A 15088-nucleotide genomic window follows, 5' to 3' on the forward strand; every position below is an offset into this window, starting at 1 on the left:
CAACAATACTGTATATAAAAACAGGCAATTTTGTTGGGAAAATATGAAATCACAATTTATTTTAAGCATTAAAGAGTATATGCAAGCGCGACACTATGCAAAGAAAACTATAGAGGCATATTTGCACTGGATAACACGATTCATCTACTTCAATAACAAAACACATCCAATGAGAATGGGTAGTAAAGAAGTTGAGATGTTTTTAACTGACTTAGCTGTTAATGGGAAAGTAGCCGCTAAAACACAAGCGTTGGCGCTTAACTCTCTCCATTTTCTGTACCGTGAAATCATTAAAGAACCGCTATCAATTAGCATGAATTTCAAGAAATCTCAACTTGCTCAAAAATTACCAGTAGTGATGACAAGAACTGAAATTAAGCGGTTTTTAGAACATATTGAGCCACGATATCAATTGCAAATTATGCTCTTATACGGATCAGGGCTGCGGCTGATGGAATGTGTCAGACTCCGAATACAGGACATTGATTTAGATTATGGTGCGGTTCGGGTATGGCAAGGAAAAGGAGGAAAAAACCGCACCGTCACACTTGCTAAGGAGCTTTATCCACAGCTAGCTGAGCAACAAGCATTAGCTAAGCGTTACTATGATAAAGATATGCAAACCAAAGGTTATGGAGGAGTCTGGTTACCCAATGCGTTGAGAGAAAAATATCCTTCAGCTCCTTATGAGTTTAATTGGCACTACTTGTTTCCATCTAATTTACTTACCTTAGATGAGAATAGTGGGTTGAAACGAAGGCACCATATTAATGAGTCGGCATTGCAGCGAGCAGTTCGGAAAACCGCTCATGATGCTGAGATACAAAAGTCAGTTTCATGCCATACGCTAAGGCATAGCTTTGCGACACACTTGCTAGAAGCGGGAGCGGACATCAGAACAGTACAAGAACAATTAGGGCATAGTGATGTAAAAACAACTCAGATTTACACTCACGTACTGGATAGAGGCGCCAGCGGTGTATTAAGCCCACTGTCGCGCTTATAAATAAGCGCAATAAAAAAGGAGAGCATACTTGCCCTCCTTTTCTTTAAACCTTCACTGCTAAATTAAAGAGCAGTTTTTGCTTTTTCAACAAGCACTGCAAATGCAGCTTTGTCGAATACCGCGATATCAGCAAGGATCTTACGATCGATCTCAATAGATGCTTTCTTAAGACCGTTAATGAAACGGCTGTAAGATAGACCATTTTGACGAGATGCTGCGTTAATACGCGCAATCCATAGCTGACGGAACTGACGCTTTTTAGTGCGACGGTCACGGTAAGCGTATTGACCAGCTTTGGTTACAGCTTGGAAAGCTACGCGGTAAACACGTGAACGTGCTCCGTAGTAACCTTTAGCTTGTTTTAGAACTTTCTTATGACGTGCACGAGCTTGTACACCACGTTTTACGCGAGGCATTATGCTTCTCCTAAACTAAACGATAAATAAACTAAAAAGAATTAAGCGTATGGCAACATGCGCATAACACCAGCCACTTCACATTTTGGAAGGATTGAGTTAGGGCGTAGTTGACGCTTGTTCTTAGTAGTACGCTTAGTCAGGATATGACGTTTTGTAGCGTGCTTAAATTTAATACCGCCAGCAGTTTTCTTAAAACGCTTAGCTGCACCTTTGTTGGTTTTCATCTTAGGCATGATGAATAACTCCGCATTGTAGTAGTTTAAATAACATGTAATTAGGGCGAATAACACCCCACCGTCTTTCAACGGCGAGGTCTCATTACTTGTAAGCCGTTAATTACTTCTTTTTAGGGGCAAGCATCATGATCATCTGGCGTGCTTCAATTCGACTCGGGAAAGACTCAACTACTGCAATTTCAGCAGTATCCTCTTTCAAACGATGAAGAACATCGACACCGATGTCTTGGTGCGCCATCTCACGGCCACGGAAGCGAATAGTAACTTTCACTTTGTTGCCTTCTTCTAGGAAACGGGTCAGGTTGCGTAGTTTTACCTGATAGTCTCCAATATCAGTCCCAGGACGGAATTTAATTTCCTTAATCTGGATCTGTTTTTGCTTCTTCTTCTGCTCTTTAGCAGTCTTGCTCTTTTCAAAGAGGAACTTGCCATAGTCCATCACACGACAAACTGGTGGCTCGGCGTTAGGGCTGATCTCTACAAGATCCATACCAGCTTCTACAGCAGCTTCTAATGCTTCGTTGATTGATACAACACCAACGGATTCACCATCTGCGCCAGTTAAACGAACTTCACGAACGCCACGAATTTCACCGTTTAAACGGTGCTGGTTTGGTTTGGCCGGCTGTTGGCCACGTCTTCCGCCTTTAATAGTTTATTCCTCCAGATTGAGCTTACGGCTAGAAACTTCGGCTTGGATATACGCAATAAAGTCATCCAATTTAAATTTACCTAAGTCCTTGCCCCTGCGGGTACGTACTGCGATCTCTCCGGCTTCCATCTCTTGGTCACCACAAACAAGCATATACGGTACACGCTTTAAAGTGTGTTCGCGGATTTTAAAGCCAATCTTCTCATTTCTCAAGTCTGCTTTGGCTCTAATTCCACATTTTTGTAGTTTTTGTGCTACTTCCTGAGCGTAAACTGACTGTTTATCAGTAATGTTCATAATTACCGCTTGTTCCGGTGCTAACCACGTAGGGAAGAAACCTGCATACTCTTCGATAAGGATACCGATAAAGCGCTCAAGTGAACCCAAAATTGCACGGTGAATCATAACCGGAACAAGACGCTCGTTACTTTCGCCAACATATGTCGCGCCTAGACGAGCAGGTAAATTGAAATCCAGCTGCACTGTACCACATTGCCACGCACGATCTAAGCAATCATGCAAAGTAAATTCAATTTTAGGGCCGTAGAATGCGCCTTCACCTTCTTGAATTTCAAATGGGATATCCATTGCCTGCAGTGAAAGCTTTAATGCTTCTTCCGATTTATCCCAAATTTCATCACTACCAACACGTTTTTCTGGGCGTGTAGACAGCTTAACAACGATGTTATCAAAACCGAACGTCGTGTAGGTGTCGTAGACCATCTTGATACAAGATGTCACTTCTTGTTGAATTTGATCTTCGGTACAGAAAATATGGGCGTCATCTTGAGTAAAGCCACGAACACGCATAATACCATGTAATGAACCTGATGGTTCATTGCGGTGGCAAGATCCAAACTCAGCCATACGCAATGGCAGATCACGGTATGATTTCAAACCTTGATTAAATATTTGAACGTGGCCTGGGCAGTTCATCGGTTTAATTGCATATTCACGATTTTCAGATGACGTCGTGAACATGGCATCCGCATATTTATCCCAGTGACCAGAACGCTCCCATAGAACTCTGTCCATCATTAATGGACCTTTTACTTCTTGGTAATCGTACTCACTGAGTTTTTGGCGAATGAACACTTCAAGATCACGGAATATAGACCAACCGTTATGGTGCCAGAATACCATCCCTGGAGCTTCTTGCTGCATATGGAATAGATCGAGTTGCTTACCAATTTTACGATGGTCACGTTTAGCCGCTTCTTCTAAACGCGTTAGATGGGCTTGAAGTGCTTTCTTGTCATGGAATGCCGTACCATAGATGCGCTGTAGCATCTTGTTATCGCTGTTACCACGCCAGTACGCGCCAGCGATGCTAAGCAGGGTAAAGTGTTGGCAGAAGCTCATGTTAGGTACGTGAGGGCCACGACACATGTCAATGTATTCTTCATGATGGTATAGACCCGGTCTGTCATCACGAGCCACGTTCTGATCCAAGATTTCCATCTTGTATGTTTCACCGCGAGCTTCAAAAGCATCACGGGCTTCCTGCCAACTGACTTTCTTTTTGACAACTTGATATTTTGTCTTGGCAAGCTCTTTCATGCGCTTTTCGATTTGCTCTAAATCATCTTGCGTGAGTGATTGCTCAAGATCGATATCATAGTAGAAGCCGCTGTCGATCGTCGGACCAATCGCCATTTTGGCTTGTGGATAAAGTTGCTTTAATGCATGGCCAAGTAAGTGCGCACAAGAGTGGCGTACGATCTCTAAACCATCAACTTCATCTTTTGTCGTTATAATTTCAAGGCTAGCATCATTTTCGATAAGATCGCACGCATCGACGCGCACACCATCGACACGGCCTGCGATCGTTACTTTTGCAAGACCAGGGCCGATAGAAGCTGCAACTTCCATTGTCGATACAGGGTGTTCAAAATGACGTTGACTGCCGTCAGGAAGAGTAATAATAGGCATGTATAATCCTTACAGTGGTGTTGCATACCAAGCAACACGTGTTGAGTTTGATTGAAAATAACCCATCGAAGCTCACTCGGTAACACGAATACCGGAACTTCAATGAAGTGAAGATTTTAACTAGCTCACGCTAGAAATGCAAAGATCGAATTATATAAATCAAAAGAAAAAGCCCATGATAAATATCACGGGCTTTGGAGTTTCAATAATTGATTATGCTTCAGCGCGACGAGGACGACTTAACGTACCCGCATTGGCATTAGCACTAGCATTGCCGTGACCACGTTCACCACGGAAGTTACCACGATGGTCGCCACCACGGTTGCGGTCAAAACGACGCTCACCATCACGACCAGTCGCCGCTGCACCGTCACGGTTGCCACGGAAGCCTCCTTCACGGCCACCACGACCTGCGCCAGCCGCAGGAGCACCGCCTTCACGATTACGGAAGCCACCGTTTCCGCCTTCACGACGGGCACCACCACCGTTACCACCTTCACGACGACCACGAGACTCGCGGAAGTCATCAAAGTCACATACAACAGCACCGACTTCTTTTTGGCGAATACGCAGTTTACGCAATTTGCCTTCAACATCTGAAGACATTGATTTAGGAAGCTGTACGAATGTATGGCCTTGAGCAAGTTTAATTGCACCAATTGAACCTTTGGTTAAACCAAGTTCATTAGCTAAAGCACCAACGATGTCTTTCACTTGCACGCCTTGCTCGCGGCCGACTTGTAACTGATAAGTATCCCAGTCATTGCTCGCAGTACCATACTCGCGGCGACCTTCGCGTCCATCACGGCTATCGCGACCGCCTTCACGGCGTTCACCACGCTCACTACCCTCTTTACGATCACGACGACGTGATTTTTCACGCTCGATCGCGTCGACCATTGGATCTGGGCCGACATAGAACAGTGGACGATTGCCTTGTTGGCGCTTCAGTAAAATGGCCGCCAGTGTTGTGGCATCAATCTCTAGGCTTTGTTGAAGTTTTTCAATGAGCTCAACAAATTTGTCTAAAGCAGTATGACCTTTGTCAGCTTCTAGCTCTGCACCCAGTTTGATGAGACGAGCTTCCGCAACTTTGTCACGCATTGGAAGTTGAATCTCTTCCATTTGAGAACGAGTTACGCGCTCAATCGTACGCAACATACGAATTTGGTTCGTGCGAACTAGAAGGATCGCTTTACCTTTGCGTCCAGCACGGCCAGTACGGCCAATACGGTGGATGTATGATTCTACATCGAATGGGATATCATAGTTGAACACGTGTGTAATACGTGGAACATCAAGACCACGAGCAACAACGTCTGTCGCAACAAGAATGTCGATTACACCCTGTTTGATATGATCAACCGTGCGCTCACGCAGTGATTGCGGAATATCACCATGAAGCGCTGCCGCTTTAAAGCCACGAGATAATAACCAATCAGCTAAACGCTCGGTGTCTTGACGAGTACGTACAAAGACGATTGACGCATCGGTTTCTTCTGTTTCAAGAAGACGAGCCATCGCTTCATCTTTTTCAACACCTTTAACAACCCAATATTGCTGCTCTACTTTCGCAACAGTTTGGTTTGAACCTGCTACGTCAACACGAGCAGGATCACGTAGGTAACGGTCAACAATCGTCTTCACCATAGGAGGCATAGTCGCAGAGAACAGCACGCGTTGAGCGGTGCCAGGTGCTTGTTCCATGATCCAAGTTACGTCATCAACGAAGCCCATTTTGAGCATTTCATCAGCTTCATCAAGGACGAAGGTATGACATTCGTCTAAATGAAGGCGATCACGAGTGATCAAGTCTTTTACACGACCAGGTGTGCCAACCACAATATGAGCACCATTTTTCAGAGCGCGCATTTGGTCAACAATAGAAGCACCGCCATAGATTTCAAGTACTTTAAGGCCTTGAATCTTTTGGCCAAGGTTTTTGATTTCTGCCGCAACTTGGATAGCAAGTTCACGAGTTGGTGCCATCACAATTGCTTGTGGCTTGTGTTGAGAAAGGTTTAATTTGTTCAGTAGAGGTAGAGAAAACGCAGCCGTTTTACCTGTACCTGTTTGTGCTTTACCTAGCGCATCTCTTCCTTCAAGAAGAAATGGAATAGCAGCAGCTTGGATAGGAGTTGGAGAAACGAAACCCATTTCATTTAGAGCAGAAAGGATTGAGTCGTTTAGGGCTAATTCACTAAATTGAATTACAGAGTCTTGCATGGAGATCCCACTAGATTAATTAACAAAAGGTCCCACGTGCTCTACCAATTCCAATACCGATCCATTAAAAAGAGCTGAGTTCCGTTCAGATGCGGATAAGTCTTAAAACGCATCAAGCCGCTAGGGACATATAAGGGACGCGGATTATTCCCTAAAAGCATAAAAAAAGCTAGTAAAAATTGAATTACATCACAAAAATTCGTCATAAATGACCATTAAGCTCATTAATTCACCCAAAACGAACACAGAAGCTGCATTTACAGCGCACTGTTAAAGCAGACTAGCAAAAATAACGCTTTCGGTAGTAATCATCCCGCTCAATGATTATAGTGTGCCCAATCGCATTTGTTAGAAAAAGAAACATGTTTCAAGATAATCCGCTCCTTGCTCAACTCAAGCAACAAATCCAAGAGAACTTGCCTAAGAAAGAAGGCACGATAAAAGCCACTGAAAAAGGCTTCGGCTTTTTAGAAGTTGACAGTAAGAACAGCTTCTTTATTCCGCCTCCGTACATGAAGAAATGCCTACACGGAGATAAAGTGGTGGCCATCATTCGCACCGAGAATGAGAAAGAAGTGGCTGAGCCTCAAGAGCTGCTTGAGCCTTCATTAACTCGCTTCATTGGCCGTGTAAAGCTGTACAAAGGTAAGCTGAATGTCACGCCCGATAACCCGCAACTAAAAAGGCAATCGCTGAAAGCCAAGGTGCAAAAAGGATTAAACCCTGAACATTTCTCTGAAGGTGATTGGGTTGTTGCACAGCTTATTAACCATCCACTGAAAGACGATAGCGGCTTTATGGTTGAAATCACCCATAAAATTACGGATGCCAACGATAAGATTGCGCCTTGGTGGGTGACTTTAGCTGAAAATGACCTGCCTAACAGTGAGCCGACTGGTATTGAACATTGGCAGCTCAAAGATGATGCCGACCTACAACGCATCGATATGACCCACCTTCCTTTCGTGACCATCGATGGGGCATCAACTAAAGATATGGATGATGCACTGTTCGCCCAAAGAACCGAGAACGGTGACTTCACATTAACCATTGCTATTGCAGACCCAACCGCATACATCACGCCAGATGACGAGATGGACAGTGTCGCGCGTGAGCGGGGTTTCACTATTTATCTCCCTGGCCGCAATATCCCAATGTTGCCACGTGATTTAGCCGATGATTTGTGTTCGTTGATGGAAAATGAAGTTCGCCCTGCCCTTTGCTGTACCGTAACAGTGGCTAAAGAAGGTGTGATTGGCGATGACATTACCTTTTTTGCGGCCAACATTAAATCGCACGCTCGATTGGTTTATGATCATGTATCAGATTGGTTAGAAACGGGCACTTCTGCCGATTGGCAACCAAGTGACCAAATCGCTTCCGTTGTGCGTGATTTGTATGATTTTTCATTAGCGCGCGCACAATGGCGCGAAACATACGCGGTCGTGTTTCCTGATCACCCTGATTATCGATTTGAACTGAGTGAAGACAACGACGTAGTGGCAATTCATGCGGATCTTCGCCGTAGTGCTAACCGTCTTGTTGAGGAAGCGATGATAACCGCGAATATCTGTGCGGGAAAAACGCTCAAAGCGCATTTTGGCCAAGGCGTGTTCAATACGCACGCGGGGTTCAAACCCGAAAAAATTGCCGATGTTGTCGAATTAGTCAACCCAACGGGTGAGCTTGAATACACTGCCGATAACTTAGCGACTCTAGAAGGCTTTGCCTCTTTACGTCGCTGGTTATGTAAGCAAGAGACCCGCTATCTGGATAATCGTATCCGCAAGTATCAAGCTTACAGTGAAATAGGAAACCAACCTCTTCCGCATTACGCAATGGGTTTGGATATCTATGCCACTTGGACTTCTCCTATCCGTAAATATGGCGATATGATCAACCATCGTATGTTGAAAGCTCATATTTTAAACAAAGAGCCCGTACAAACACCGGATGAAACCGTTGGTGAAGAGTTGGCACTACACCGCAAACACCACAAAATGGCCGAACGTAACGTAGGCGACTGGCTCTATGCTAGAACGCTAGTAAACGAACCGAGCAAAGGCACCCGTTTTACGGCTGAAATTTTTGATATCAATCGAGCTGGCATGCGCGTACGTCTTTTGGAAAATGGCGCAGCCGCATTCATTCCTGGTTCTTTAATCTTAGACAACAAAGAACGTATTGAATGTAATGCGGAAAGTGGAACGCTGCTTGTCGATAAAGAAGTCGTCTTTAAGCTCGGTGATACGCTCGAAGTCGTGCTCGCAGAAGTGAATATGGAAAACCGCAGTCTGATTGCAAAACCGACTCAGGTTTTCGAACCGTTACCTATACCTTCAGAAGCTAATACCACTACCCAAGGGGAGTGATTTTAGCAGCATAGACATTTCTATCAGGCATTCTTCGGAGTGCCTTTTTATTGCTTATTGATCACCAAAAGTAAGATTTAGGATCTTTTTCAATTTCGCGGATCAACGCCGTCAAATCCGTTGTTTTAGGGAGAAAAGGATACGGCAACCAATCTTCAATTTCTTTATCGGGATCCGTATTAGGAATATACAGCGCCCATTTAGCTTCTTCCCAAATCACTTTCGCCACGATACTTGAATAGTCGCAATGCGTTGAATCTAATTTGTAATGGTGTTTGATGAAGTGCACACCGTTAACGATCGGCTCAAAACAGGATTTGCCTAATTCAACAGACACACTTTGGTTACGATTATGGCAAACAAGCTCTGCTCTTCGTTCTAGTTGACGTTGCAACAAATTCACTACCGCCATTTTACCCTCGCTCAAACACGGCTTCCTGACATCTCGACTATAGCTGACTTCGCTTATCTCTGATATGAAAAACCGTAAGGCTACAAACCACTTACCTTTGTGGTTCACAAAAGTGTCATCTATACGACATATTATGGTGGCTCAATTTTTCTAAATAACCATATTGGAGCCACTATGTTTCGAGTCGCGCTTGCTACACTGCTTTCAACTTTGCTACATACCCAGTTTGCCTTCGCAAGTGAAGTTAATATTTCTGGCTCGACCTCGGTCGCTAGGATCATGGAAGTATTCGCCGAGGACTACAATACCGCACACCCTGAAACTTATATCGCGGTTCAAGCCGTAGGTTCGAGTGCTGGCATCACATTACTGAAAAAAGGTGTCGCAGATATCGCCATGAGCTCGCGCTACCTCACAGAAAGTGAGCAAGATGAGACGATGAGCACCTTGCCGATTGCCTATGATGGGTTGGCTGTTGTAATCAATCGCTTAAACAGTATTGAAAATCTGACTCGTGAGCAGTTATTTGATATTTATAAAGGGAAAATAACCAACTGGAAACAAGTCGGTGGTGCTGATCAAAAAATCGCAGTTGTGACCAGAGAAGCATCATCAGGTTCCCGCTATAGCTTTGAAAGCTTATTAGGCCTGACTCGTGTGATTAATGATCGCTTAGTGTCAGACATCAGTTCCAATAACTTAGTGGTCAATAGCAATAGTATGGTTAAAACACTGATTAACCATAACCCTCAAGCGATCGGTTTCATCTCTACGGGATCGGTAGATAAATCGATTAAAGCGATAAAATTTGAGGGAGTAGAAGCCACTGCAAAAAATATTGTCACTCATGAATATAAACTTTCTATGCCATTTTTAGTGGTCTATTACCCTGAAAAAATCACTAAAGAGACTCAAGCTTTCATTGCTTCTTTAAAGTCAGCGGAGGCAAAGGCTCGCATAGAAGAATATGGTTATATTCCTTTGAAAAACAAATAAATACAAAAAAGGAGAGTGATCGACTCTCCTATTTCCATGTCATTTTTCTAAAGTTAAAAATGGAGTTGGATTACTGAAACCACGACACAGCCTGGGCGACGAATACCTTCAATCTCCACTTTAATTTCTCTCTCGATCTCCAAACCTTTTTTGATTGGCGTAACTTTCAATAGAGTACTAATGGCTCTTACTCTGTTTCCTGATTTCACTGGATATGGGAAACGAACTTCATTTAAACCGATATTTACCACCATTTTTGCGGTCGGAAATATTGGTTTGTCAGGATCAACGCTATCCGTCAATTTAGGTAACAAGGCCAAGGTCAAAAAGCCGTGCGCAATTGTGGTCCTAAATGGAGAATCAACTTCCGCTTTTTGAGGGTCGGTATGAATCCACTGCATATCCTCAGTTACTTGACCAAACTGGTTAATGCGCTCTTGATCAACCACCAGCCATTTACCCGTATGAATGACTTCACCAATCTGAGTCTGGAGCTGTTTATACAGACGTTGCGCTTCAGGTTTGAGTATCAAGGGTTCGGCAATAGGAGCATCTTCATTCACTGCTGGTTGGTGAAAATCTCTAACCCAAGAAAACAACTGGCGACTGTTTGTTTTATGTAGAAGCTCGCCCCAGTACTCACGTACTGAAGGTGATACCCACTGCATAAGCTCAGAGGAGTACTTGTTCATTGAATCGCCACGATGCTTAAAAAGATTCTCGACTTTCATCTAAACCTCGGTGATTAGTTAGAATGCCCTTGGATTGAGGTAATTTTGAAGTACTTCACACTTAGCTGCAAACACTTTCGAGCGTACAACCGTTCCCTGAAACACACAAATTACATATAAATCAATCAAATAAAAATAAAACACCATTTTATTAGATAACTAGGTTGTAGAGTATATAGCTCATAAAATCAAGGGAAGCGGTAAAAACAGTACTTTACTGTAACTGAAAACGTTATTGTGGTTAGCCAAACCGAGTCGATGACTCAACTTATTGCTTTACAATATTATGGTGGCTATCTATTATGCGCACCACACGGAGAGATGGCTGAGTGGTTTAAAGCACCGGTCTTGAAAACCGGCGATGGTTAATAGCTATCCTAGGGTTCAAATCCCTATCTCTCCGCCAAATATCAAGAAAAAGCCTTTGATTATCAGAGGCTTTTTCTATTTATAGCATTTGGAAACTTTAGATCACTAAAAACTCATGTGTCTGGAAGATGCAATCATATTTGGTCATCGCCTCTTCCTCAATACATCAAGAACGAATCACACGAATACCGATAGGTAAGACATAGCCCGCGCACTATGCGTTTCAATCAACCGTAGAAGAGACCGAAGCCAACAAATCTGTTGGGCTGGTCCAAGCGTAAACCCACTCTTTAATATCTTGCCCACAGGGAGACCGCCATAAACGCTCTCCTTTAGGTCGACCAGCTAAGTAGTCGTAAAATTCGATGGCTTGCTTATTGTCCGCCATCACTTCCAAATACACACCGCTATTAGGGAAATACTGCTCAAACCATGCCGCCATCTCTTGAATCAACTGGCGACCAATCCCCCTTCCTCGATAATTTTCATCAATGTGCAGAGACTCGATAATGCTACCTTTGTCAAAATCGTGGTTACCAAAGGCGCAGATAAACCCACACAGTAGCCCCCCCTCTTCAATCAGTAGGACATGTTGATTAAATGGTGGATTGATTAAGCGAGTTTGCCAAATCAGTAAACGGTCTTCTAGAACGTCGTTATCAAGGTACTCTTTGCCTAATATGCCTTGGTAGTGAGTTCGCCAACTTTGAGCGTGTAGCTGAGCAATTCTTTCAAAATCGCAATATTCAGCTGCTTTTATTTCCATATTCTAGTCCTTATTACTTCCTGTAAGGATTAACATCGTCTTTCATACTATTCGGTTCAAATAGAAAAGCAAAATATACTAGTCACAATCCCTTAAAAGAATCATTAAACCTCTTTGACTTACAGTTGTTCGCTGATATTCTAGCGAACAACTGTAAGCTCAAGGATTTTAATCATGGAATCGGCATCAAAACCACCACTTATTTGGATAAACATCGTCATTTTTAGCTTCAGCTTGGGCTTAGCGACGATTGCAGCCCCTTTGTATGGATGGCAATTTGGCTACGGCATGGAGCATTGGCTTTGGCTGATGATTTGTTTTTCCTTTTGCAACCTTTCCATTACCGCGGGCTATCACCGTTTATGGTCACATAAAGCCTATGAAGCACATTGGTCACTGAGATTATTGTTTGCATTAGGTGGGGCGTTTGCACTGCAAAACAGTGCGCTACATTGGTCTTCTGATCACCGAGTTCATCACAAGCATGTAGACAATAATGACAAAGATCCTTATTCAGCCAAACGTGGATTTTGGTTTTCACACATAGGTTGGATGCTGCGTCACTACAATAAAACCACGTACGATGACTACTCCAACTGCCGTGACCTGCAAAAAGATAAGATCGTCATGTGGCAGCATAAATATTATGTACCTTTGGCACTCGCAATGAACTTGGGCGTTCCTCTGATCCTTGGTTTTATTTATCACGATATACTGGGCATGTTACTGATCGTGGGTGCGTTGCGTTTAGTGCTCAATCATCACACGACATTTTTCATCAATTCGCTGGCTCATATATGGGGTAGCCAGCCTTATACTGATAAAAATACGGCCCGCGATAACGGTATTTTGGCTTTCTTCACTTTTGGCGAGGGCTACCACAATTATCACCATATTTTTGAAAACGATTATCGTAATGGGATTTATTGGTGGCAATACGACCCAACAAAATGGCTGATCAAGCTGTGTTCGTGGCTTGGGTTGGCTGGTAAACTGCGCACTTCTCCTCCCCTTAAGGTAGAAAAAGCGAAAGCGTTAATGGCATTAAGCCATGCGCAAAAACAGATCGCCGCGTTGCCCAATCAGCAACTCGTTATGGCCAGCATACAACGTGAATTTGACGCTTTAGTCATGCAGTTGCAAGAGTATTATGAATTAAAGAAACAGCTGATCGAAAGTAAAAAAAACAATATTGTTCGTAGATATGAACACTCCCTATTGATGCTGCGCTATCGACAAGTGAAGCAACAATTAGCACTACAAAAATCCAATTGGCAGCTCATTGTGCGTCAGTACTCCTAAATTCATACTTTACAGATTTGATGAAGCCATGCCTTAAATGGCTTCATTTTTCTTAGCTTAAATTATTCTCCCCTCTAACAGAACTTCTAGCCGCATATTTGCTAAATGAATAGTTAGAACGACTAAAACATATTCAAAGTTAAAGAATTTTCAACTAGGTTATCAATTGATAATTTTATTGTTTTAGATCATCTAAAGCTCAACTTGCTCTCGTGCTACAGCATTCTTTTCGGTAAATTCCTTGTCATAAATTGATACACGTTTTTGCAATATTGTTCATAATTTCAGGAGACTTAAATGCTAGAGCTTTTAATTGGCTTGGCGGTAACAGTAGCGGTGGGTTATTTCATTGTTAAAGGTTACAAGCCAGCCGGTGTGTTACTCACCGCAGGTATCGTTTTACTGCTATTAACTGGCGCACTTGGCTATTCAGTGCTGCCAGCCAAAGTACCCTCAACCGGTAACACAGTAACGGATGCACTCGAATTCGTGAAATACATGTTGCGTTACAGTGGTGGCGGTTTAGGCATGCAAATTATGTTGCTGTGTGGTTTTGCTTCGTACATGACACACATCGGCGCCAACAATGTGGTTGTAAAACAGTTTTCTAAACCTCTTTCGGTTATTACATCCCCTTATATCTTGCTGGTTGCTGCTTACATTGTGGCGTGTTTGATGTCTTTAGCGGTGAGCTCAGCAACGGGTCTTGGCGTGCTGTTAATGGCCACTTTATTTCCGATGATGGTAGCGATGGGGATCTCTCGTCCGGCCGCAGTTGCGGTATGTGCATCTCCTGCTGCGATCATCCTTTCCCCGACATCCGGTGATGTGGTTATTGCGGCGGAAAAATCAGGGCTACCTTTACACGTTTTTGCCGTGGAAACGGTTCTTCCTGTTTCGATCTGCGCCATTATCGTCATGGCGATCGCGGCCTTCTTCTGGAACAAATATCTCGATAAGAAAGACAACACACCGATGGAAAAAATCGATGTTTCCGCCATCGAAGTGAAAGCACCGGCTTACTATGCGGCTCTTCCATTCTTACCTATTGTGGGTGTGTTCTTATTCAACGGAGAAACCATTCAAGGTTTGAGCCTTGATATTTACACCATTGTGGTCGGATCCATCTTCATCGGTGCATTGGTTGACTTCGTGACGAAGCGTTTTAAAGGTAAAGAGACGTTAGAAGATCTAGAATCATGCTACGCAGGCATGGCCGAAGCATTCAAAGGCGTGGTGATGTTATTGGTTGCTGCGGGCGTGTTCGCACAAGGTTTGATGTCGATTGGGGCGATTGATAACCTGCTTCATCTTGCAGAAACCGCAGGCGCAGGCGGCATAGCCTTGATGCTGATTTTGACAGGCCTTACCGTAGCAGCCGCTATTGCGACGGGTTCAGGCAACGCTCCGTTCTACGCCTTTGTTGAGTTAGCGCCATCGTTGGCGGCTAAATTGGGCGTGAATCCAGCCTTTCTCATTATCCCGATGCTGCAAGCTTCAAACCTTGGGCGCACCATTTCACCAGTATCAGGCGTCGTTGTAGCAACAGCTGGTATGGGTCAAATCAGTCCATTTGAAGTGGTAAAACGCACTTCCGTTCCTGTCATCCTCGGTTTAATCACGGTCATTATTGGTACAGTAATCCTTGTACCGATGACAGCATAACGTT

General features: G+C 43.7%; 13 protein-coding genes and 1 tRNA gene. 6 read left to right on the forward strand and 8 right to left on the reverse strand.

Annotated features, from left to right (window positions below):
- The first annotated feature begins 43 nt into the window (after positions 1-43).
- The gene (locus AACU59_RS06965; RefSeq protein ID WP_017043784.1) at positions 44-1006 is read left to right on the forward strand and encodes an integron integrase; all 963 of its coding nucleotides are present in this window, start codon (positions 44-46) and stop codon (positions 1004-1006) included.
- Positions 1007-1068: 62 nt separating this feature from the next.
- Here AACU59_RS06965 and rplT read toward each other — a convergent pair whose 3' ends face one another.
- The 5 genes from rplT to AACU59_RS06990 form a co-directional block, all read right to left on the reverse strand.
- A complete protein-coding gene (gene rplT, locus AACU59_RS06970; protein ID WP_010319590.1) occupies positions 1069-1422 on the reverse strand; it encodes a 50S ribosomal protein L20 in 354 nt (117 codons plus the stop codon).
- 41 nt (positions 1423-1463) lie between these two features.
- Positions 1464-1658, reverse strand: a complete 195-nt coding sequence (gene rpmI / locus AACU59_RS06975) for a 50S ribosomal protein L35 (RefSeq protein ID WP_010319591.1) — start codon at positions 1656-1658, stop codon at positions 1464-1466.
- A gap of 103 nt (positions 1659-1761) precedes the next feature.
- The gene (gene infC / locus AACU59_RS06980; protein WP_080569453.1) at positions 1762-2313 is read right to left on the reverse strand and encodes a translation initiation factor IF-3; all 552 of its coding nucleotides are present in this window, start codon (positions 2311-2313) and stop codon (positions 1762-1764) included.
- A gap of 3 nt (positions 2314-2316) precedes the next feature.
- Positions 2317-4245, reverse strand: coding sequence for a threonine--tRNA ligase (gene thrS / locus AACU59_RS06985; RefSeq protein WP_094145819.1), 1929 nt, complete (start codon positions 4243-4245; stop codon positions 2317-2319).
- Between the two features lie 213 nt (positions 4246-4458).
- Complete coding sequence (locus tag AACU59_RS06990; RefSeq protein ID WP_064626716.1) at positions 4459-6471, reverse strand: DEAD/DEAH box helicase; 2013 nt, start codon at positions 6469-6471, stop codon at positions 4459-4461.
- 362 nt (positions 6472-6833) lie between these two features.
- On the opposite strand from AACU59_RS06990, the gene rnb reads away from it, so the two are divergent.
- Entirely contained in the window at positions 6834-8843 is a 2010-nt protein-coding gene (rnb, locus tag AACU59_RS06995; protein ID WP_094145820.1) for an exoribonuclease II, read from the forward strand.
- 61 nt (positions 8844-8904) lie between these two features.
- Here rnb and AACU59_RS07000 read toward each other — a convergent pair whose 3' ends face one another.
- Positions 8905-9255 (reverse strand): DUF3024 domain-containing protein, encoded by a 351-nt coding sequence (locus tag AACU59_RS07000; protein WP_026027345.1) that lies wholly within the window; start codon positions 9253-9255, stop codon positions 8905-8907.
- Between the two features lie 174 nt (positions 9256-9429).
- Between AACU59_RS07000 and AACU59_RS07005 the strand changes: the two genes are divergently transcribed.
- The gene (locus AACU59_RS07005) at positions 9430-10251 is read left to right on the forward strand and encodes a phosphate ABC transporter substrate-binding protein (RefSeq protein WP_026027798.1); all 822 of its coding nucleotides are present in this window, start codon (positions 9430-9432) and stop codon (positions 10249-10251) included.
- Between the two features lie 53 nt (positions 10252-10304).
- On the opposite strand, the gene AACU59_RS07010 is transcribed toward AACU59_RS07005, so the two are convergent.
- Positions 10305-10982 (reverse strand): MaoC family dehydratase, encoded by a 678-nt coding sequence (locus AACU59_RS07010; protein ID WP_013868538.1) that lies wholly within the window; start codon positions 10980-10982, stop codon positions 10305-10307.
- 315 nt (positions 10983-11297) lie between these two features.
- Here AACU59_RS07010 and AACU59_RS07015 point away from each other — a divergent pair.
- Positions 11298-11388 (forward strand) — tRNA-Ser (locus AACU59_RS07015).
- 186 nt (positions 11389-11574) lie between these two features.
- Here the strand turns inward: AACU59_RS07015 and AACU59_RS07020 are convergent.
- Positions 11575-12117: a GNAT family N-acetyltransferase gene (locus AACU59_RS07020; RefSeq protein WP_088729445.1), complete on the reverse strand. Its 543-nt coding sequence runs from the start codon at positions 12115-12117 to the stop codon at positions 11575-11577.
- A 174-nt stretch (positions 12118-12291) separates the two neighbouring features.
- Here AACU59_RS07020 and AACU59_RS07025 point away from each other — a divergent pair, with 174 nt between their 5' ends.
- Together AACU59_RS07025 and dcuC are read left to right on the forward strand one after the other, a co-directional pair.
- Positions 12292-13419 carry an acyl-CoA desaturase gene (locus tag AACU59_RS07025; RefSeq protein WP_094145170.1) on the forward strand — a complete coding sequence of 376 codons (1128 nt, stop codon included), beginning with the start codon at positions 12292-12294 and terminating at the stop codon, positions 13417-13419.
- A gap of 297 nt (positions 13420-13716) precedes the next feature.
- Positions 13717-15084: an anaerobic C4-dicarboxylate transporter DcuC gene (gene dcuC / locus AACU59_RS07030; RefSeq protein WP_019281627.1), complete on the forward strand. Its 1368-nt coding sequence runs from the start codon at positions 13717-13719 to the stop codon at positions 15082-15084.
- Positions 15085-15088: the final 4 nt, after the last annotated feature.

The sequence above is a fragment of the Vibrio sp. V23_P3S9T160 genome (assembly GCF_963886625.1).
Lineage (GTDB): Bacteria > Pseudomonadota > Gammaproteobacteria > Enterobacterales > Vibrionaceae > Vibrio > Vibrio anguillarum.